This window comes from Coprococcus sp. TM115-187 (genome assembly GCF_027679115.1).
GTDB lineage: Bacteria > Bacillota > Clostridia > Lachnospirales > Lachnospiraceae > Allocoprococcus > Allocoprococcus comes.
This window is the reverse complement of the sequence record NZ_JAQEKS010000001.1, coordinates 42,315-63,401: the sequence shown is the minus strand read 5'-3', so window position 1 is coordinate 63,401 and position 21,087 is coordinate 42,315. Positions and strand designations below refer to the sequence as shown.

Annotated in this window: 15 protein-coding genes and 1 tRNA gene; 9 read left to right on the top strand and 7 right to left on the bottom strand. The window is 43.5% G+C overall.

Annotated elements, in window-relative coordinates; translation table 11 throughout:
• Positions 1 to 260: 260 nt before the first annotated feature.
• Positions 261 to 1,565, top strand: coding sequence for an aminotransferase (locus tag PGW42_RS00265; RefSeq protein ID WP_055248298.1), 1,305 nt, complete (start codon positions 261 to 263; stop codon positions 1,563 to 1,565).
• A gap of 585 nt (positions 1,566 to 2,150) precedes the next feature.
• Here the strand turns inward: PGW42_RS00265 and PGW42_RS00260 are convergent.
• A complete protein-coding gene (locus tag PGW42_RS00260; RefSeq protein ID WP_270203106.1) occupies positions 2,151 to 6,392 on the bottom strand; it encodes a 2-hydroxyacyl-CoA dehydratase in 4,242 nt (1,413 codons plus the stop codon).
• A gap of 261 nt (positions 6,393 to 6,653) precedes the next feature.
• Between PGW42_RS00260 and PGW42_RS00255 the strand changes: the two genes are divergently transcribed.
• The 6 genes from PGW42_RS00255 to PGW42_RS00230 all read left to right on the top strand — a co-directional run bounded on the left by PGW42_RS00255 (position 6,654) and on the right by PGW42_RS00230 (position 13,414).
• Entirely contained in the window at positions 6,654 to 7,487 is an 834-nt protein-coding gene (locus PGW42_RS00255) for a hypothetical protein (protein WP_173825095.1), read from the top strand.
• Between the two features lie 43 nt (positions 7,488 to 7,530).
• Positions 7,531 to 8,967, top strand: coding sequence for a pyruvate kinase (gene pyk / locus PGW42_RS00250; RefSeq protein WP_118199525.1), 1,437 nt, complete (start codon positions 7,531 to 7,533; stop codon positions 8,965 to 8,967).
• Between the two features lie 20 nt (positions 8,968 to 8,987).
• Entirely contained in the window at positions 8,988 to 10,289 is a 1,302-nt protein-coding gene (locus tag PGW42_RS00245) for a diaminopimelate decarboxylase (protein ID WP_022220112.1), read from the top strand.
• Between the two features lie 94 nt (positions 10,290 to 10,383).
• The gene (locus PGW42_RS00240; protein ID WP_270203107.1) at positions 10,384 to 11,073 is read left to right on the top strand and encodes a transposase; all 690 of its coding nucleotides are present in this window, start codon (positions 10,384 to 10,386) and stop codon (positions 11,071 to 11,073) included.
• Positions 11,074 to 11,276: 203 nt separating this feature from the next.
• A complete protein-coding gene (locus PGW42_RS00235) occupies positions 11,277 to 12,647 on the top strand; it encodes a HipA domain-containing protein (protein WP_270203109.1) in 1,371 nt (456 codons plus the stop codon).
• Positions 12,648 to 12,949: 302 nt separating this feature from the next.
• Complete coding sequence (locus PGW42_RS00230; RefSeq protein ID WP_330676949.1) at positions 12,950 to 13,414, top strand: flotillin family protein; 465 nt, start codon at positions 12,950 to 12,952, stop codon at positions 13,412 to 13,414.
• 111 nt (positions 13,415 to 13,525) lie between these two features.
• Here the strand turns inward: PGW42_RS00230 and PGW42_RS00225 are convergent, their stop codons facing one another.
• From PGW42_RS00225 to PGW42_RS00205, 5 genes are all read right to left on the bottom strand, one after another.
• Positions 13,526 to 14,143, bottom strand: a complete 618-nt coding sequence (locus tag PGW42_RS00225) for a hypothetical protein (RefSeq protein WP_195501699.1) — start codon at positions 14,141 to 14,143, stop codon at positions 13,526 to 13,528.
• 108 nt (positions 14,144 to 14,251) lie between these two features.
• Entirely contained in the window at positions 14,252 to 14,905 is a 654-nt protein-coding gene (locus PGW42_RS00220) for a Fic family protein (RefSeq protein ID WP_022219863.1), read from the bottom strand.
• 151 nt (positions 14,906 to 15,056) lie between these two features.
• The gene (locus tag PGW42_RS00215; protein ID WP_118199918.1) at positions 15,057 to 15,566 is read right to left on the bottom strand and encodes a hypothetical protein; all 510 of its coding nucleotides are present in this window, start codon (positions 15,564 to 15,566) and stop codon (positions 15,057 to 15,059) included.
• A 92-nt stretch (positions 15,567 to 15,658) separates the two neighbouring features.
• Positions 15,659 to 15,907 carry a hypothetical protein gene (locus PGW42_RS00210; RefSeq protein ID WP_008370642.1) on the bottom strand — a complete coding sequence of 83 codons (249 nt, stop codon included), beginning with the start codon at positions 15,905 to 15,907 and terminating at the stop codon, positions 15,659 to 15,661.
• A gap of 17 nt (positions 15,908 to 15,924) precedes the next feature.
• Positions 15,925 to 16,563 carry a hypothetical protein gene (locus PGW42_RS00205; RefSeq protein WP_270203111.1) on the bottom strand — a complete coding sequence of 213 codons (639 nt, stop codon included), beginning with the start codon at positions 16,561 to 16,563 and terminating at the stop codon, positions 15,925 to 15,927.
• A gap of 225 nt (positions 16,564 to 16,788) precedes the next feature.
• Between PGW42_RS00205 and PGW42_RS00200 the strand changes: the two genes are divergently transcribed.
• Positions 16,789 to 18,045 (top strand): tyrosine-type recombinase/integrase, encoded by a 1,257-nt coding sequence (locus PGW42_RS00200; protein WP_270203113.1) that lies wholly within the window; start codon positions 16,789 to 16,791, stop codon positions 18,043 to 18,045.
• 91 nt (positions 18,046 to 18,136) lie between these two features.
• On the opposite strand, the gene PGW42_RS00195 is transcribed toward PGW42_RS00200, so the two are convergent.
• Positions 18,137 to 18,219: transfer RNA gene (locus PGW42_RS00195), tRNA-Leu, on the bottom strand.
• A gap of 231 nt (positions 18,220 to 18,450) precedes the next feature.
• Here PGW42_RS00195 and polA point away from each other — a divergent pair.
• Positions 18,451 to 21,075: a DNA polymerase I gene (gene polA / locus PGW42_RS00190; protein WP_270203132.1), complete on the top strand. Its 2,625-nt coding sequence runs from the start codon at positions 18,451 to 18,453 to the stop codon at positions 21,073 to 21,075.
• Positions 21,076 to 21,087 lie beyond the last annotated feature (12 nt).

The window sequence follows — 21,087 nt, the reverse complement described above, 5'->3', positions numbered from 1 at the left end:
AAGCATTGAAATGGAAAAATGCATGAAATGAAAAACAAAAATTCAAAAAATCACATTTAAATCAACAAAAATCACGATATATCATATTTATATGCAAGAATTGGTTGACGAAAAATCATTTTTCCTATATACTTACTACTTGTAGTGAGTTTTGATGTTGTCAAAACAGCTGAAAGAAACTGCAGATGGCAGATTTCGGAAGTATAAAGTACGGCAGGAAACACACAATGATTAGTTGATGATTATGGGAGGTTTTCAAGATGACTGCATATAGAGATATGAGTAGAGAAGAACTGCTTGAATTAAAGAGCAGACTGGAAAAAGAATTTGAAGATGTTAAAGGAAAAGGTCTGAAACTGGATATGTCCAGAGGTAAACCGTCCAAAGCACAGCTTGATCTTTCTATGGGGATGATGGATGTACTTAAGAGCACATCAGATCTTGTCTGCGAAGAAGGAGTAGATTGCCGTAACTATGGAGTGATCGATGGAATCAAAGAAGCAAAACAGCTTCTTTCTGATATGATGGAAGTACCGAAGGACAATATTATTATCTTTGGTAACTCCAGCCTGAACGTAATGTATGATACTGTTGCAAGAGCGATGACACATGGTATCATGGGAAGCACCCCTTGGGCAAAGCTTGACAAGATAAAATTCCTGTGCCCGGTACCTGGATATGACAGACATTTTGCAATCACCGAACATTTTGGAATTGAGATGATCAATATTCCAATGACGTCGGATGGACCGGATATGGATCTGGTAGAGCAGTATGTGGAGAATGATCCGGCTGTAAAAGGTATCTGGTGTGTACCGAAATATTCTAACCCACAGGGAATCACTTATTCTGATGAAACTGTACACCGTTTTGCAAAATTAAATCCAGCGGCAGAAGATTTCCGTATTTTCTGGGATAATGCATATGGAATCCATCATTTGTATGAGGATAAACAGGATTATCTGATTGAGATTTTGATGGAATGTAAAAAAGAAGGACATCCGAACATGGTTTACAAATTCGGTTCTACTTCCAAGATCAGCTTCCCGGGTTCTGGTATTGCAGCAATTGCAGCATCCGATGAAAACCTTGCGGAAATCCGCAAGATGATGTCCGTACAGACCATCGGTCATGATAAATTAAACCAGCTCAGACATGCGCGTTTCTTCGGTGATATCCATGGAATGGTTCAGCATATGAAGAAACATGCAGATATCTTAAGACCGAAATTTGACACCGTATTAAGTGTACTGGAAAGTGAGCTTGGCGGACTTGAGATTGGTTCCTGGATAGCACCGCGAGGAGGATACTTCATTTCCTTTGATGCGTTGGATGGATGTGCCAAAGCAATCGTAGCAAAAGCAAAAGAAGCCGGACTGATCATGACAAAAGCGGGAGCAACCTTCCCATACGGAAAGGATCCAAAAGACAGCAATATCCGAATTGCACCGTCCTTCCCGACACCAGAAGAACTGGAAGTTGCAGCACAGGTATTCGTACTCAGCGTAAAACTGGTAAGTATTGATAAAATTCTTGGCGAAAAAGTAGAAGTCGAAGAAGCTTAATATATGTGAGAAACAGTGGATTTTCCCGAAAAGGAGTCCGCTGTTTTTTTAAATAAAGGTTGTGTGGTCGATTTTACAAAAGAAAGTCCTCCAATTCCATTGTGCAAACCATTCCGATGAGCCTCTTAGAGCGGAAATCATGTTCAGCAAAGGCTTCCATGATTTCTGAGTCTCATCTCCATTGCACAAAAGTGAATTGCAGGACTTTCTTTTGTAAAATCGACCGTTTAACTGTACTGGTAAAAATGACGGTGCTGAATTCGGAGAGAAAAAACTGTAAAGAAAGATATTACACTAATCTTCCCTTCCTACTGCAATTCCCTAAATCCTAGTCCTCACCACCCAAAAAACTTTCGCATATGTAAAACAAAGTTACCAATATACAGACCAGAGGAAACAAAGTACTCCCTCACATGAATTTGCACTACGGAGTTCAAGACTCAGGAATCGTGGAAGCCTTTGCTGAACACGATTCCTGCCTTAAGAGGCTTGAACGAAGTGGTTAGTGCAACTGAATGTGAGGGAGTACTTTGTTTCCTCTGGTCGTCTTATTGCAACCAAATATATTTTACATATCCTAAAATTCTACATCTTCTTCTGTGCAGTCGAAAGCATCAGTTTGATGCGGTTCAGCTGGTTTACTTCGCTTGCTCCCGGATCATAATCGATTGCAACGATGTTGGATTCCGGATGACGGCGGCGCAGTTCTTTAATAACACCTTTTCCGACTACGTGGTTTGGCAGACAGGCGAAAGGCTGTGTGCAGACAATGTTTGGTGCACCGCTGTGGATCAGCTCCAGCATTTCTCCGGTAAGGAACCATCCTTCACCGGTCTGGTTTCCAAGAGAAACAATTTCTTTTGCCATCGAAGCCAGGTGTTCAATATGTGATGGTGGATCGAAGCGTTTACTTGCTTTTAATGCATCAACGGCAGGCTTGCGGAACCATTCCAGAGCCTTGATTCCGAGATTACCCATGCGGGCGGTTGATTTCTTCATGCCGAGATGTTCTGCTTTAAAGTTTGTATTGTAGAAGCAGTAGAGCAGGAAGTCGGTCAGATCCGGAACCACGGCTTCGGCACCTTCCTGTTCAAGAAGATCTACCAGGTAGTTATTGGCAGCTGGAAGGAATTTAACAAGGATTTCTCCGACAACTCCGACACGTGGCTTTTTGACATCTTTTAATGGAAGAGAATCAAAATCTTCTACGATCTGGCGGCAGAGACGCTTAAACTCGTGTCTGCTTGGATAACCTTTCTTGATAAATTTGATAACTGTCTTTTCCCATTTCTTATGCATGGTATTGGCAGAGCCTGGAACAGCTTCATATGGGCGGACACGGTACAGGCAGCGCATGAAGAGATCACCAAATATCAGACCATACACACCTTTCAGTACAAGCGGAAGGGTGATCTTGAATCCAGGATTGCTTTCAAGCCCGCTTAAGTTGATTGAAATAACAGGGATATGTCCGTAACCGGCTTTTTTAAGAGCACGGCGGATAAATCCGATATAGTTGGAAGCACGGCATCCGCCACCGGTCTGTGAAATAATGACAGCCAGGTGGTCGGTGTCATATTTGCCGGAAAGGATAGCCTCCATGATCTGTCCAACTACCATCAGAGATGGGTAGCAGGCGTCATTGTTTACATATTTAAGACCCATGTCAACTGCATGCTTGTTATCATTTTTCAGTACTTCCAGTTTGTAGCCTGCTTCCTGGAAGGCTGGCTCAATCAGTGAAAAATGGATCGGTGACATCTGCGGACACAAAATGGTATAGGTTTCCTTCATTTCCTTTGTAAAAGGAATTTTTTCGATATTTGCCGGACGAATGGTGCGCTCCATATGCTTCTGCTCGCGGACGCGGATGGCGGCGAGAAGAGAACGGATACGGATACGTGCAGCACCCAGGTTATTAACCTCATCAATCTTAAGAGAGGTATAAATCTTGTCGGAACCGGTCAGAATATCTGCAACAGCATCGGTTGTTACGGCATCAAGACCGCATCCGAAAGAGTTCAGCTGGATCAGATCCAGATCATCTCTTGTCTTTACAAAATTGGCTGCTGCGTACAGTCGGGAATGATACATCCACTGATCCATAACAATCAGCGGACGTTCTACCGGATTCAGATGGGAGATAGAATCTTCCGTCAGAACGGCAAGTCCGTAGGAGGTGATCATCTCCGGGATACCGTGGTTGACCTCCGGATCGTAATGGTATGGACGACCGGCAAGTACAATGCCGCGGGTTCCTGTCTTTTCCATGTAAGCGAGTGTTTCTTCACCCTTTTTGCGGATGTCCTGACGGCATGCAGCAAGTTCTTCCCATGCAGCATGAGCGGCATTTTTGATTTCTTCTGCCGGAAGATTCTTTGCAGAAGTAAATTCACGGACCAGTCCGTCTGTGATTGTCTTTTCGCTTGTGAGGGCGAGGAATGGATTCATGAAATCTACTTCACCGTGTACGATCGGATCCATATTGTTCTTGATGTTCTCCGCGTATGAGGTGACGATCGGGCAGTTATAATGATTGTCGGCATCGGCAAATTCACCACGTTCGTATGGTATACAAGGGTAGAAGATAAAGTCTGCACCCTGGTTGATCAGCCACTGTACATGTCCGTGCGCCAGCTTTGCCGGATAACACTCGGATTCGCTCGGAATAGATTCAATACCAAGTTCATAAATCTTATGTGTAGAAGCAGGAGAGAGTAACACATGATATCCCAGTTTTGTGAAGAAAGTAAACCAGAACGGATAGTTCTCATACATGTTGAGAACTCTTGGAATACCAACCGTTCCACGTTTTGCTTCGGATGGATCTAATGGCGTGTAACCAAAATAACGTTCATTTTTATAAGCGAAAAGGTTTGGCACATCACTCTTTGCTTTCTCTTTTCCAAGACCGCGCTCGCAACGGTTTCCGGAAATAAAACGACGTCCTCCACTGAATCTGTTGATGGTCAGACGACAGTTGTTGGTACAGCCGTTACATTTTGCCATTGAGGTTGTATAGGTAAGTTCATTGATTTCATCAATGGAAAGCATAGTTGTATTTTTGCATTCTTTGAAACCATAGCGTTCTCTTGCAATCAGTGCAGCCCCAAAAGCACCCATAATTCCTGCAATATCCGGACGGATTGCCTGACATCCGGCGATGGTCTCAAAGCTTCTGAGTACGGCATCATTGTAGAATGTACCACCCTGTACAACAATTTTTTTACCAAGCTCAGATGCATCGGATACCTTGATAACCTTGAAAAGAGCATTTTTGATAACCGAATAAGCAAGTCCGGCTGAAATATCGGATACTTCAGCACCTTCTTTTTGCGCCTGTTTTACCTTTGAGTTCATAAATACGGTACAACGGGTACCGAGGTCAATCGGATGTTTCGCAAAAAGTGCTTCATGTGCAAAATCCTCTACGGTGTAGTTCAGGGATTTGGCAAAAGTCTCGATAAAGGAACCGCATCCGGAAGAACATGCTTCGTTGAGCTGTACGCTGTCTACAGTCTGATTCTTGATCTTGATACACTTCATATCCTGACCACCGATATCGAGGATACAGTCTACATCCGGTTCGAAGAAAGAAGCGGCGTAATAGTGAGATACGGTTTCAACTTCGCCTTCATCCAGAAGAAGTGCGGCTTTAATGAGCGCTTCTCCGTAACCGGTTGAGCAGGAGTGAACGATCTGTACGCCTTCCGGAAGCTGGCTGTAAATATCCTTGATCGCACCGATGGTCGTACCAAGAGGATCACCGTCATTGCCATGGTAGAAGGAGTACAAAAGAGTACCGTCTTCTCCGACCAGAGCGGCTTTCGTGGTGGTAGAACCGGCATCGATTCCAAGGTAGGCATTACCGCGGTAGCTGGCAAGATCACCAACCGGCACCTGATGCTTTGCATGGCGGTTCTTAAATTCATTGTAATCTGCTTCACTGGAAAAGAGTGGCTGCATACGCTCAACTTCAAAGTCCATTTCAATATGGGCATCCAGCTTTTTCTGCATCTCACCAAGAGAGGTGACTACATCCTTTTTAGAGTTCAGCGCAGAGCCGACGGCTGCAAAAAGATGGGAATACTTTGGTGCGATAATGTGTTCGTCATCCAGCTTGAGAGTACGGATAAACGCTTCTCTCAGTTCAGAGAGGAAATGAAGCGGTCCACCGAGGAAAGCAACATGTCCGCGGATTGGTTTTCCGCAGGCAAGACCACTGATGGTCTGGTTGACGACTGCCTGGAAAATAGAAGCAGACAGGTCTTCTTTGGTAGCACCGTCATTGATCAGCGGCTGGATATCTGTCTTGGCAAATACGCCACAGCGAGCTGCAATCGTATAAAGTGCTTTGTAATTTTTGGCATATTCGTTCAGACCGGTTGCATCTGTCTGGAGAAGGGACGCCATTTGATCGATGAAAGATCCGGTACCTCCGGCGCAGATTCCGTTCATACGTTGCTCAATATTTCCATTTTCAAAATAGATGATCTTGGCATCTTCGCCGCCCAGCTCGATCGCTACATCGGTCTGTGGTGCATAATCCTGAAGAGCGGTGGAAACGGCAACAACCTCCTGGACAAAAGGTACGCCAAGATGCTTTGCCAGAGTAAGACCACCTGATCCGGTAATCATTGGAGATACCTTGATCTGACCGAGCTTGTAGATAGCACGGCCAAGCAGATCAGAAAGGGTTTCCTGAATATTGGCGAAGTGACGCTCGTAATCAGAAAACAGAACATCATTATTACTGTCCAGAACTGCGATTTTAACAGTTGTAGAACCGATGTCAATCCCCAGGGTATGTAATTCTGTCTGATTCATGATTTAACTACTCCTTATTACAATTAAAAAATTTGTCTGTGTTTTTACCTATTAAATGTAGTTCGCAGAGAACTACAGTATCTTACATTATACGACAGAACTATCGAAAATACAAACAGAAGTTGTGTATGGGGTTGTAGAAAAAAGTGCCTGGGAGTGAACAAAAGATGTAAATTATGTGAAAAGAGAGTAAAGAGGTGGAATGGAATTGACAAAGTAAAAAGCAGACGATAAAATAACATACGTGAAAGGAGAGTTTGAATGAAGAACTGGTTAGATAAAATGGAGCGCAGATTTGGGCGCTATGCAATTAGAAATCTTACGATGTATCTGCTTGCAGGCTATGCGATCGGATATCTTTTGAGTTTTACGATGCCACAGCTTCTTAACTATTTTACACTGGAACCGGCACTGATTCTGAAAGGGCAGGTGTGGCGACTTCTAAGCTGGGTGATCATCCCGCCGAATGACAATATTATTTTTGTTATCTTTATGATGCTGTTATACTATTCCCTTGGTAATACGCTGGAAAGCTACTGGGGGGCATTTCGTTACAATGTTTACATTTTTTCAGGGATATTATTTACGGTTATTGGAGCTTTTATTGTGAATGGACTGATCGGAGGCATTACCGGATTTGGAAGCCTTTACAGCACTTACTATATCAATATGTCCATTTTCCTTGCATGTGCATCTATCATGCCGGATTATCAGCTTTTGCTTTACGGCATTATCCCGATCAAGATGAAGTGGCTTGCAATTCTGGATGTGGTTCTGCTTGCGGTAGACGCAGTGCAGGGTGGTCTGATTATACGGATCGTGATCATCGCATCCCTTTTGAATTTTATTATTTTCTTTTTCTGCAACCGGAATCTGCGTGGACACAGTCCGAAACAGGCTGCCCGCAGAAAGAAATTTCAGAAGCAGATAAGCCGTCCGCAGAATCAATATGCAGGAGGTGCAAAGCACAGATGTGCAGTGTGCGGACGTACTGAACTTGACGATCCGACACTGGAGTTCCGTTATTGCTCAAAGTGTAACGGGAATTATGAATATTGCCAGGAACATCTTTTCACACACGAACATGTGAAGTAGAGTTCTACCATAGAATCAAATTGAATTAAAAGAGGAGGAAACAATGAAAAAAACCAAGATTGTTTGTACAATGGGACCAAACACCAACGACAGAGAAATGATGAGAAAGCTGATCCAGAATGGAATGAATGTGGCACGTTTCAATTTCTCACATGGTGATCATGAAGAACAGAAATTCAGAATGGATATGCTCAAAGAACTTCGTGAAGAGGAACATGCAAACACAGCAATCCTTCTAGATACAAAGGGACCGGAAATCCGTACAGGAATTCTGAAAGACGGAAAGAAAATTACTTTAAAAGAAGGAGAAACCTTCACTCTGACAACAGAAGATATCATAGGAGATAATAAGAGAGTATCTATCACATATAAGGGACTGGTACAGGATATTTATAAAGGCTGTACCATTCTGATTGACGATGGTCTGATCGGACTTCGTGTAGAGAGCAAGACAGAGACAGAGATTGTCTGTTCTGTAGTAAATGGCGGAGAACTTGGCGAAAGAAAAGGTGTTAACGTACCGAACGTAGCCATTCGTCTTCCGGCTATTACAGAAAAAGATAAGGATGATATCCGTTTCGGTGTAGAGCAGGATATTGACTTTATCGCAGCATCATTTGTAAGAAATGCAGAGTGTGTACTTGAGATCAAGGCATACTTAAAAGAACTCGGCGCTCCGTATATTCCAATCATTGCAAAGGTAGAGAACGCAGAAGGTATTGAGAATATTGATGAGATCATCCGTGCGGCTGATGGTATTATGGTGGCACGTGGAGATCTTGGTGTAGAGATCCCGGCAGAGGAAGTGCCGCATCTCCAGAAAATGATCATCCAGAAATGTAATGACAACTTTAAGACTGTTATTACTGCAACACAGATGCTGGATTCTATGATGCGTAATCCGCGTCCGACAAGAGCAGAAGTGACGGACGTTGCCAATGCGGTATACGATGGAACGGATGCAGTTATGCTTTCCGGAGAGACAGCACAGGGGAAATACCCTCTGGAAGCACTCCAGATGATGGTTCATATTGTAGAGACGACAGAGGAACATCTGGATTATGATTCTATTCTTGTTAAAGCCGGCGATCATCTGAAATCAGGTGTGTCCAGTGCGATCGGATATGCTTCTGTTCTTGCGGCAGCGAACCTGAATGCAAGATGCATCATCACTCCATCTGTATCCGGTGCAACAACAAGGGTTGTATCCAACCTTCGTCCGAGACAGGAAATCCTTGGAATTACACCGAACGAACGTACCCTTCGCCGGATGTCGATCTACTGGGGAGTAAGAGCACTGAAGTCCTTGGAATTCCATACAACAGATGATATCTGCAGCGGGGCAATTGATCTTGCACAGGCAAAGAAATGCGTGGACAGTGGAGATATTGTGGTCCTGACAGCTGGTATTCCTTCACCGAGCGTACAGCGTGAAAAGGGTTCTGTAAGTAATATGATGCGTATTGCAACCATCGACTAAACGAAAGAGAGATGAACAGGATGAAAAAAGAACCATTCGTAACAAAGACACAGTTAGATGAAATCGTAAAAGAATATCCGACTCCGTTTCATCTTTATGATGAGAAAGGGATCCGAGAAAATGTAAAGGCACTCAAAGAAGCATTTGCATGGAACAAAGGATATAAAGAATATTTTGCAGTAAAGGCGACTCCAAACCCATATATCCTCAATATTTTAAAAGAATATGGATGTGGATGTGACTGCTCTTCCTATACAGAGCTTTTAATGTCTGAGTCTGTCGGACAGGTTGGAGAAAATATTATGTTTTCTTCCAATGATACACCGGCAGAGGAATTTGCACTTGCTGATAAGCTCGGCGCGATCATCAACCTGGACGATATCACACACATTGATTTTCTGGAAAAGACGATCGGAAAGATTCCGGAGACAATCAGCTGCCGTTATAATCCGGGTGGACTTTTCAAAATTTCCAACAGTATTATGGATAATCCGGGAGATGCCAAATACGGTATGACAACTGAACAGATTTTTGAGGCATTCAAGATCCTGAAGTCCAAAGGCGCAAAAGAGTTCGGTATCCATGCATTCCTTGCAAGTAATACTGTAACTAATGAATATTATCCGACACTTGCACGTACTTTGTTTGAAGTAGCAGTTAAGCTTCAGAAGGAGACCGGTGTACATATCAAGTTCATCAACCTTTCCGGTGGTGTGGGAATCCCTTACAAACCGGATCAGGAACCGAACGATATCAAGGTGATCGGTGAAGGTGTAAGAAAAGTGTACGAAGAGGTTCTTGTTCCGGCTGGAATGGGCGATGTGGCGATTTACACAGAGCTTGGCCGTTTTATGCTTGGACCTTATGGATGCCTTGTGACAAAAGCAATTCATGAAAAGCATACGCACAAAGAGTACATCGGTGTAGATGCATGTGCTGCAAACCTGATGCGTCCGGCTATGTATGGTGCCTACCATCACATCACTGTCATGGGAAAAGAAAATGAACCATGCGATCATACTTACGATGTGACTGGTTCTCTGTGCGAGAATAATGATAAATTTGCAATTGACCGTCAGCTTCCGAAGATTGACATGGGAGATCTGCTTGTGATCCATGATACCGGAGCACATGGATTCTCTATGGGATATAATTACAACGGACGTCTTCGTTCCGCAGAAGTTCTTCTGAAAGAGGACGGAGGTACACAGCTGATCCGCAGAGCAGAGACTCCGATGGATTACTTTGCAACTTTCGACTGCTTCCCGGTTTATGAGGAACTTAAGAAGAATACGGAAGAAGCGGATAAGCTCGGAAAATAGAATTATAAGCTGAGATAGAAAACGCCCCTGGATTTTGATATGCTACCCTCATATAGGACAATGAAATATAAAAGTCCTATATGGGGGTATTTTCATGTTCAGAAAGAGTAAGATAGAATCAGTAGAAAAAGTAAAAATAGTCGAACGCTACCTTGCAGGAGAAATTGGCATACGGCAAGCAGGAAAAGAATTGGGAGTTGATCATCATAGTATTCGAAATTGGATTTCTATTTATCAGTATGATGGACCAACTGGATTACTCAATCAACCGAAAAACAAATCTTATTCAAAAGATTTAAAAATATCTGCTATAAATGATTATCTTAACGGAGAAGGATCTCTTCAGGATATTTGCATAAAATACGGAATTCGTTCACACAGACAGCTTTCCGATTGGATTAAGGTGTATAATTCTGGTGGAATATTAAAAACATCCACTGGAGGTGCTTACATGAAAAAAACAAAGAACACTACACTTGATGAGAGATTAAAAATAGTAACAGATTGTCTTGCAAATGATAAGAATTATGGTGCAATGGCACTCAAATATGATTGTTCCTATCAACAAGTTCGCAATTGGGTAATACGATACGAAAAGATGGGTCAAGCGGGTCTGGAAGACAGACGTGGACGTCGTATATCTTCTCTTCCAAGCAGAACACCTGAAGAACATACTGGCGAAAGGGAAGCGCATCCTCTCCAACACGGAAGGTACCGCGGGGCACGCGGGAACCGTGGCGGCTGTAACCGCCTAAACGCTCGGGGAGAGGACGTAAGACCCTAGAGGACCAATATCGGTCCCCGACGGCAGACCTCACAGAACCGAGAATTCCCTGGTTTTAACTACGGGGAGTGTCAATTTAGCGGATTGGCCCTTACCATTGCTAAAACCAATGGTTTTACAACCGTTTTGGTAAATTATAAGCTGCATAGGACGATAGTATTATGCTATAATAATAGATATTGAAAAGAAAAGGGAGGAGCAGCATGACGAGAGAGACTAAAAGCTATGAGCTGAAGATCTATGATCAGAGCCTCATGAGATTCGAAGCTGCCTATGACGCATTCGGTAGTTTGAAACTGGAGATTACGGATATCGATTCGGCAAATGCGCATTTGCTTCCATTGAATTTAATTGTAGATCAAGATGAAAAAAGCCTTGCGAGTTGGATGGAAGGTAGAACCATTCCGAAAAACAGGGCATTTGTAGAGCAGATTCTTAGTACGGCAGGATTGACAAGGAATGATATCCTTGGAATTCTTGATGTATCCAAAGGGCTTTCCATTAACGATTCGTATTGGCTTGATGATGGGAAATCAGATGTTACCTTTGATGGAATCAATTTGTTCGACAATCGCTTTGATGAAGTATTGGGACTTGTAGCTTATACCGGGTACACGCCATCACAAAAGCATAAAGCGAGCGTTTCAAGTGAGTGGACACTGGGAGGGCAATTTCCGAAAGCAGTTCGACGGATTAACGATAGGCTGCTGTTGTTCAAAACAGGTACAAGCGGTGCCAGAAATCTTGGCAAAGAACCTTATTCTGAATACTTTGCAGCACAAGTCGCAAAACGGATGGGAATAGATCATGTTTCCTACGATTTAGAGATGTGGAAAGGGAAACTTGCGTCTGTCTGCGGACTTATGAATGACAAAGAAATTTCTTTTGTTCCATTTTTCGTTGCTGCTGGTGATGCGAGTTTCCCGGCAGCGTTATCGATCTTAAATGAGCTTGATCCAAAGATGGCATCGAAATACAGGACAATGGTTGTTTTTGATGCCTTGATCTGCAATCGGGATCGTCACGGCGGAAATTTTGGTATCTTACGGGAAAACAGAACAGGACGGCTGTTGGGATTAGCCCCGTTGTTTGACCACAATCTGTCCTTGTTTGCGCAAGATGACGAGACAGACTATGCGAATTTCCTTGATCGTTCAAATCGATATTACCTACCTGCAACAGCGAATATCGCCTTTGATGATATGGCTGGAATTGTTATGGGAGCGGAGCAGCATGAGCTTTTGCGCAGGATGATCGGTTTTGAGTTCCAGAATCATCCAACATATCCGCTTCCACAGGATCGGCTTGAAGCGCTGAACCACTATATTACAGAGAAAGTAAGGGAATTGCTACGGATTCCTATTGTGGATGAGCATGCGCTTTGCAAAGCGATGGAAGAGAAATTCAACGAGATCCAAGCAACAACCAAAATACCGATGCTTCTTGATTCTGTTAAGATGATTCACAAGAAAGGTCTTCCACTTAGCGAGAAGGCAGAAGCAGTAAAAAGAGGATCCAAAGTATTTGAAAATACGCTGAACAAGATTATTCCGGAAGAAGACCGTTGTAGGTAAAAAGGAAAGGAACGATAGTGGAAGAAAAGGAACACGCCATCAAGTCGTAATGCAGAAAGAACAACGAAAAGGTCAACGTTCCGCTTGCTTTTGAAAGTCCCGGAAGTTTTTGAGTCCGCATGCTACTATATATATGCGTTTCGCCATCGTCACTTAAGGATTAGGTGTACGGTTACAGGGGTAATGGCGAAACGCGACTGTTTGCAAAGGTCATCCGTTTGGGCGACCTTTTTTCGGCGCCATATTCCGGTATTATGGTATAATAGCCCCATTCACCAAAGCATCAACAGAAAGGGAAAAAGATGCTTTTTGACTTGTGTGGTCCTCTGCTTGGACCGCTTCTAATCGTGATCATGGTGATCGTCGTGTTCGAGTCCTGTTGGAGGAAGTGCCCACCGGACAAATTGATGATCGTATCTGGATTCGGGCAGACGCGTAGCGTGTCAGGAAAGGGCACGTTCGTTATCCCCGGTCTGCAGCGTGTGGACACGTTGGCTCTCGGTGCTGTGCAGGTTCAGTTGTCGACGGAGAATGAAATCCCGACACAAGATGCGATTCTTATCCATGCTTGCGCTGTCGCAAATTTCCAGATTGGACAGACTCCCGAATTGATCGAGATAGCATCGAAGAATTATCTCAATATGGATAAGATCGAGATGACCCGTCAGGTCACCGAGGTGATGCTCGGAAAGATGCGCGAGGTTATCGGTCAGATGGATCTGAAGGAACTCATGTGTGACCGTGAGTCCTTTAACCATAAACGGTAATCGATACTTGGGAAGCCGAACGCAAGCAGCCTCTTTTAAAGCAGTTTCTTTAACAAGAGTAAGCGATGCAAATAAAGGCATAGGGACTCCAAGAAAATAGGAAGATATACTTTAAAGTATATCTTCCTCCAAATTATCTAAGAAATCCCATGTGTCATCATCTTCGCATGGATAATATTGAATATTACCGTCGCGACAGCCATGGTCTTTGTCGTATTGCTCTCTTAAAAGATCAAGGGAACGTTTTGTTTTTTGTAAGTCCCGATATGTTTGAAGTTTGTCTGCAAGCGGAACCCTTCCCATCGACGACCTATCGATGGTTCTTGGTTTCTCATCTGTTTTGCTGTAATGAACGAAATCGATGCTTCCGTAACCCGTGTTATACCATTTTGACTTTCCTGTGGTCATATAGGTTACGACCGTGGGGATCTGTGAAATGAGACTCCATGCTGAAGCAGAGGACTCAAGGCTTTCATAGAAGGAGTCATTTGGTCGGATTTTCTTACCAATCAAATCTAAAGTACCGAGTCCTCCGTATTGAGAAAAGCGAAAAACGTATACATTATGGTATGCACGATTCAAAATGTTTTCTTTAATAAGTGACTTCAATGTTCCATTCAATTTGCTGCCGGTTTCATTAAAAAGTTCTGACAGCTCCTTTTTAGTGTAAACATGAGTAAATCGCCCATCATTGCGGGCAAGTTTTTTCATAGCGTCGATAGTACGCATCTTATCACCTGCTTTCAAAGTATATTATATCATATACTTTGATTAAGTAAAACTCGTCTAACCGTAAAAGAAAGCAGGAAGCCGACTGAAATCAGTTTCCTGCTTCTCTTAATTGTAGATTGATGTTTCAATTAAAAATTTCTGTAATTCAGAATCATCCGCTGTCTCATAGAAGCGCTTGAGCTTTTCACCGAAGTCATGTTTACACTCTGGTGGAATCGCCAAGATTCCGCGCCCGTCAGCGATCAACATCTTGTTTGCCACGAGCTGTGCCGTTCGCTTATTTCCATCACTAAAAAGTTGGGAACGACAAAGATAACCGAACATCTTAAGCGCCCGTTCTCTCCCAGGTTCCATATTCGCAATTTTCTCGATAGTGGCTTTTGCAGTATCGAAGTCCGGCATTTCCGGTTGCCAGGCGGTCCCACTGATACCTACTGGTATGTTACGAATACATCCAGCGTTATGAACAAGCGATGCACCCAAAATGGAATTTATTTTGGCAACAAACTCAAAATCTACAAGTGAGTTTAAATGCTCAAAGAGATAATTCCAAGCAAGTTTAAGATTGTAGACGGTAATTGTTCCGGTGACAGTCAATCCTTCAACGGTTTGGTTGTGCTCAACGATTACTTTTGCTTGCGGGTATGTGATGTTGACACCTTCAATGATTGCCTCTTTCCAGATACTATCCACAACATTTTTTTTCGCATAGAAGACATTGAATTTAACAGCTTTTTCAGCCTCAGCGATTGTAGACATAGTATTTTTACCTCCATAATACTATTATACCATGTCCATATGCATTCATTCAATATGCTCGGTGTGCGCTGTACGGTCAGCGTTTTGTGTCTTGCTAATGCCCACAGTATTACTTCTTGTTTTCAACATGTTGCTTCCAAGTGTGGCAGCTTTACACTTCGGGCGTTGCGGGATAGTCAGACCAACCTCGGGCATCGGCTTGCCTTTCCTGGCCTTGTCCGTGTTCCTGAGATTGCTCTTTTTCAGGGGTATCGTTTTCGTGCTCGATTTTTTTACCGAGCTCTTGTTCAACCATCTTGGAAAAGGCCAGGATTTTTGCAACATCGGAAGTGCTGAACAGAAGATTGTTATCTTCATGCATCGCATCCATGCCCATTTGCTTCATTGTGTCCGCAAAGAGCTTTGCAATAGCCGGATCATTAAGGTCAAGTTGACCATAATCTTTTCCATTACGCGACAGGCGGCCGAATGTGCCATCATAGACTTTCTTGAAGATACCTCCGACGAAATCTTTCATTCGACGAAGGATACCGCGCCTTTGCGTTTTGGTGCCATAGCGGAGGTCTTGCTGCTTATTACGCATGAGCTCTTCAAGCAACCGCAAGAAAGTCGTGACGACTTTCATTTGTGAGGAGAATGCTTCCTCTCCCAAATCTGCCATTATCAATCATCCCTTCTGGATGCCTTTTGCATCCTACGGTACTAACACGCAATGATTATGCGATCTGCAAACCATACGTCAGGAAATTCATATTACAGCCGTGAATCAATATCTTGATCCGAAATGGAATTTCGGTCATCAGCAGCACGGTCATCCTCGATGGAGCGCCGATTGAATTCATATCCCGATTCGATTTCAGGTGTCGATGGATCGAGGTCCATTCCATCGTGCGACTTAAAGCGAGCATCTAGCTCCCTGAAACGATTTGTAGCCACGACAGCATCAGCAAGAGTTCTCTGATTGCGTGTGGCGGAATCTTGAACCATTTCACGGCTTGTCATTTTTGTCTCCTTTCTATTTAATGTTCGTCGAGATCACCGTCGTCAAGTACTTGACATGGACGGTCGAAAACGCGACCACGCTCATCTGCCTTATATTGTGCATCAAGACTGTCTTTAAGTGACGTGACCTTATCCGTAAGCCGATCAGACCTGTATTGTTCCAGATCATCAAGACTTTCCACCGGCATTGCGGTGTCAACATTCTTGAAGTTCCCGTTCTCCTTGAGAATGGCAACGCGTGCATCGAGATCGTCGTTTCTGCTCGCAATCATGTTGGCTCGAAAATCTCTGTCGAGAGGGCGCTCCCAAAGCCTTGAATCGCCCATGATGACGGACTGCACGTTGAATTCTGTCGGCTCGATTTCCTGAGCTTTGAGCTTTTCTCGGATATCCTCCTTGACCCATCTGACGCTGGCGTCCTCGATAATCTCAGGGTCGGCAGCTTCATGGGCGCATCCGAGATCGCTGAAGTATTTTCTGTATGACCACGAGGCCGTCGCGCGGTCATAGTCTGTAGCCACGCAAAACGGCTGCGCGTTGCTCGGCTGGAAGAGAAGTGCCGTGCCGTCTTGGAACTGCTCGAGGACGATATTGCCCTTTGTATCGATAGCGCCTAGGGCATTCATCATTTTTTTTTGCTGGCAATTGCTGCTCATATGATTTCTCCTTTCTTTGACAGAACCTGAGGAAATCTTTTGTAAGATTCTACCACTTTAAGATTCCGGCTGTTGTCTGAAGTGGAAAGTATTCCAGTTTCCGACAGGGAGTAAAGTTATGCTGAGGTAACACTGATACTATAGTACTAAGACAGTGATTTGCATTTTTCGAATACGCCACGTAAATGTTTGCGTTAAGAGAAAATTGCAAAAGGGGAATATACTATGAACGACGTCAATGGATATGATAGTACTATCAAATATGCTATTATGGATATCGTAGGTGCGATCAACAAAATAGAATCAATGAAACAAGATAGATACTTAGCGATGCATCCATATTCCATTACGCATAGCGCAGATGGCTATTACCGAACATATCTTCCAGCCGATGATGGCAAACGTAAACAAATAAAAAAGAAATCGAAAAGCGATCTTGAAAAGGTTGTCATCGATTATTGGACGAAGCGATCGCCTACATCTTTTAAGGAGAGATATGCCGTATGGGTAGACCGTCAAAAGCTAAAAGGCGTTTCTGATAACACGATATACAAATATCAGACCGACTACGCACGTTTTTTGAAAGGTAAAAAAATCGAAAAGAGAGATGTCCGAACGATCGATGAAGAATATTTAGAACTATTTTTTAACGAACTGCTTTCAGAAAAGGAAGTGCCCTATCGGGCATTGAAAGCACTGTTCGGTTATCTTAAGGGCGTATTTGATAAGTCGATTAGGGATGGATTGATTGAAAGCAATCCGTGCCTAAAAATTGATTTGCCGCTTTACAAAAGGAGATGCGAGCAAGCGATTGTTAAGATGCCGGAAGAACGGACGTTTTCACAAAGCGAAAAAAATAGACTAATAAATTCTCTTAACAAAAAACGAAAAGAGCGTCCTGATGATGTTCTTCCATATGCCGTTGAGCTTGCCCTTTATACCGGAATGCGTGTAGGCGAACTTTCAGGATTGATGTGGAACGACATCGACGAAGTCAACAAGCGCATCATTATCCGGCACAGTGAAAAATTAAATCGACTGACAAACACTTTTTACATCTCGACGCCTAAAAACGGAAAGACGCGGATCTTCCCATTGACGATCGAAATCGCCGAGCTTCTTAAAAAGATTAAAAATGTCGAGGAAAAATACGGCTATTTGACTGAGTTCGTTTTCTCTAATGCGGATGGACGTATTCATGCAAGAGTCATCTCGGGATATATGAAACGGCGGACATCGAATGAGGGGTTCACTAATCCCAAAAGCATACATACTGCAAGAAGGACTTTGAATTCAGAGCTGCTTGCTTCCGGCGCACCAAGAACCATGTGCTGCGCAATGATAGGTAATACTGAGCGGGTAAATGAGGAATACTATACGTACGATGTTTCCTCCACGAGTGAAAAGATGGAAATAGTCACAAGGATAAACAGTCGGGTTACTTCAAATGTTAACGGTAACCGCAATGATGGTAGTCCTTAAGCTATCGAGTAATCAAAGGTAATCAAACATTTTTGAATGTAAAAATCCCTGAAACACTTGATTTATAAGGGTTTCAGGGATGTTGGATAACTGCCGGCAGCGGGACTTGAACCCGCACGCGGTCACCCGCAACAGATTTTGAGTCTGCCTCGTCTGCCATTCCGACATGCCGGCTTAACTAAAGATTCAATAAGAACCGAAAATAATGATAGCATATTTGTTATTGGTTCGCAAGTATTTTTTGAAAATATATTTCTTAAGATCCTGTTCATATGATATTTGTAAATGGATTTATTTAGGAATATTGAAAATATATCAAAAAAATGTCATAATGAGATGTTGTATATTTGAACGAATAGATAGAAAAGATAGAAGTAAATGATGAGACTTACAGAGAGGCAGTTGATTATGAGCAAAATCGTATTGATAGACGGACACAGTATTCTGAACAGGGCGTTTTTCGGACTTCCGGATCTGACAAATGCGGAAGGACTCCATACGAATGCAATATATGGATTCTTAAATATTATGTTCAAGATTCTGGAGGAGGAAAAGCCGGAGTATCTGACCGTTGCATTTGATGTGCATGCGCCGACTTTCCGCCATAAGATGTTTGAGGCGTATAAGGGGACGAGAAAGCCGATGGCAGAAGAACTCAGACAGCAGGTACCGTTGATGAAGGAAGTTCTGCATGCTATGGGAATCCGGACGATCGAGCAGGAAGGGCTGGAGGCAGATGACCTTCTTGGAACGCTGTCCAAAAGATGCGAGCGAATGGGGATGGAAGTGGTCATTATTTCCGGAGACAGAGATCTTCTCCAGCTTGCTACAGACCATGTTGAGATCCGGATTCCGAAGACAAAACGGACCGGAACTGAGATCGAGAATTATTATGCAGTGGACGTAAAAGAAAAATACCAGGTGACACCGACAGAATTTATCGATGTGAAAGCATTGATGGGAGATACTTCAGATAATATCCCAGGGGTGCCGGGAGTCGGAGAAAAGACGGCGACCAAGATTATTGTAGAATACGGATCTATTGAAAATGCCTACAAGCATGCATCCGAACTGAAGCCGCCGAGAGCATCGAAAAATCTGGTGGAATACTGGGATCAGGCACAAATGAGTAAGGTGCTGGCGACAATTGATGTAGACGCGGATTTTGCTTATGAACTGGAAGAGGCGAAGCTTGGAAATCTTTATACAGAGGAAGCTTATGTCTATTTCCAGAGACTGCAGTTCAAGAATCTGCTGAACCGTTTTGATGTGCAGAGTGAGAATTCGATTGAAGATGCATTTGTGATTGCCGGGGGAAAAGAAGAAATTCAGAAAATCTTTGCGGAGGCGGAAAAAGCGCAGACAGTAGGAGCTGTTCTTTACAAAGACACCAGAAATATACTTCCGCTGTTCGCAGGAAGTGCTGAGATCGGTGGAATTGGAATTTCGTTTGGGAAAGAGAAGATATACTGCATTCCGGTGGGAAACGGATACAGCATGGCAGAACTTCTGGAGGCACTTGTACATGTGGCAAAGCATGCCGGACGATTTGTTGTGTTTGATCTGAAGTCATCCCTGCCTTATCTGAAAGGGTTAGAAGGAGCGGCAGAGGAGAAGTGCTTTGACAGTATTGTAGCTGCTTACCTCCTGAATCCGTTGAAAAATGATTATGGATTTGAAGATGTGGCACAGGAGCATCTTGGATTGATGATCGATCCGAAGACAGAACTGGAAAAAATGGTTTGTTATGAAGCCTATGCCGCATTTGCGTCATCAGAAGTTTTGGAAGAAAAGCTGAAAAAAGAGGAAATGTGGAAGCTTTTTACAGAAATTGAGATGCCGCTTGTATTTACCCTGTTCCACATGGAGCAGAACGGGGTGCGTGTAGAAGCAGAAGAACTGAAAAGCTATGGAGAACAACTTGGCGGAAAAATTGTACAGCTGGAAAAGGAAATCTATGAGCTTGCCGGGGAAGAATTTAATATTAATTCGCCAAAGCAGCTGGGTGTGGTCCTTTTTGAACATCTGTCCCTTCCAAATGGAAAGAAGACGAAAACGGGATATTCGACGGCAGCAGATGTACTGGATAAGCTGGCACCGGATTATCCGATCGTGGCAAAAATCCTGGAATATCGTCAGCTTGCCAAGCTGAAATCGACTTATGCAGATGGGCTTGCCGTGTTTATTCATGAAGATGATCACCGGATCCATGGAAAATTCAACCAGACAGTCACAGCGACCGGACGTATCAGCAGTACAGAGCCAAACCTGCAGAATATCCCGGCGAGGGTAGAACTTGGACGGCTGATCCGTAAAGTATTTGTGCCGGAAGAGGGATATGTGTTTGTAGATGCTGATTATTCGCAGATAGAACTGCGTGTGCTGGCACATTGCTCCGGAGATGCAGCACTGATCGAAGCATACCGGGAGGCAAAGGACATTCACCGGATCACAGCTTCTCAGGTGTTCCATACTCCGTTTGATGAAGTGACCGATCTGCAGAGGCGAAATGCAAAAGCAGTCAACTTTGGTATTGTCTATGGGATCAGTTCTTTTGGACTGAGCCAGGACTTGAGTATTACGAGAAAAGAAGCGGCCGAATATATTGACCGTTATTTTGAAACCTATCCGGGCATCAAGAAATTTCTGGATGATGCAGTTGCTCATGCAAAAGAACAGGGATATGTTGTGACCTTATTTGGCAGAAGAAGACCGGTTCCGGAGCTGTCTTCCAGCAATTTTATGCAGAGACAATTCGGGGAACGTGTGGCAATGAATTCTCCGATCCAGGGAACGGCTGCAGATATCATGAAAATCGCAATGATCGCTGTGGACAAAGAGCTTCGCATGAGAAACATGAAATCCAGGCTGGTTCTGCAGGTACACGACGAACTTCTAATCGAGACATGGAAGGAAGAGGAAGAGGAAGTGCGGGAGATCCTGAAAGAAGGCATGATGCATGCGGCAGATCTTTCCGTTCCGCTTGAAATTGACATGCATAGTGGAAAAAACTGGTATGAGGCAAAATAGAAGGAAACAGAT

Coding starts and splice junctions, on each gene's coding strand:
- PGW42_RS00265 (WP_055248298.1), top strand. CDS start 261: ATGACTGCATATAGAGATATGAGTAGAGAAGAACTGCTTGAATTAAAG.
- PGW42_RS00260 (WP_270203106.1), bottom strand. CDS start 6,392: ATGAATCAGACAGAATTACATACCCTGGGGATTGACATCGGTTCTACA.
- PGW42_RS00255 (WP_173825095.1), top strand. CDS start 6,654: ATGAAGAACTGGTTAGATAAAATGGAGCGCAGATTTGGGCGCTATGCA.
- pyk (WP_118199525.1), top strand. CDS start 7,531: ATGAAAAAAACCAAGATTGTTTGTACAATGGGACCAAACACCAACGAC.
- PGW42_RS00245 (WP_022220112.1), top strand. CDS start 8,988: ATGAAAAAAGAACCATTCGTAACAAAGACACAGTTAGATGAAATCGTA.
- PGW42_RS00240 (WP_270203107.1), top strand. CDS start 10,384: ATGTTCAGAAAGAGTAAGATAGAATCAGTAGAAAAAGTAAAAATAGTC.
- PGW42_RS00235 (WP_270203109.1), top strand. CDS start 11,277: ATGACGAGAGAGACTAAAAGCTATGAGCTGAAGATCTATGATCAGAGC.
- PGW42_RS00230 (WP_330676949.1), top strand. CDS start 12,950: ATGCTTTTTGACTTGTGTGGTCCTCTGCTTGGACCGCTTCTAATCGTG.
- PGW42_RS00225 (WP_195501699.1), bottom strand. CDS start 14,143: ATGCGTACTATCGACGCTATGAAAAAACTTGCCCGCAATGATGGGCGA.
- PGW42_RS00220 (WP_022219863.1), bottom strand. CDS start 14,905: ATGTCTACAATCGCTGAGGCTGAAAAAGCTGTTAAATTCAATGTCTTC.
- PGW42_RS00215 (WP_118199918.1), bottom strand. CDS start 15,566: ATGGCAGATTTGGGAGAGGAAGCATTCTCCTCACAAATGAAAGTCGTC.
- PGW42_RS00210 (WP_008370642.1), bottom strand. CDS start 15,907: ATGACAAGCCGTGAAATGGTTCAAGATTCCGCCACACGCAATCAGAGA.
- PGW42_RS00205 (WP_270203111.1), bottom strand. CDS start 16,563: ATGAGCAGCAATTGCCAGCAAAAAAAAATGATGAATGCCCTAGGCGCT.
- PGW42_RS00200 (WP_270203113.1), top strand. CDS start 16,789: ATGAACGACGTCAATGGATATGATAGTACTATCAAATATGCTATTATG.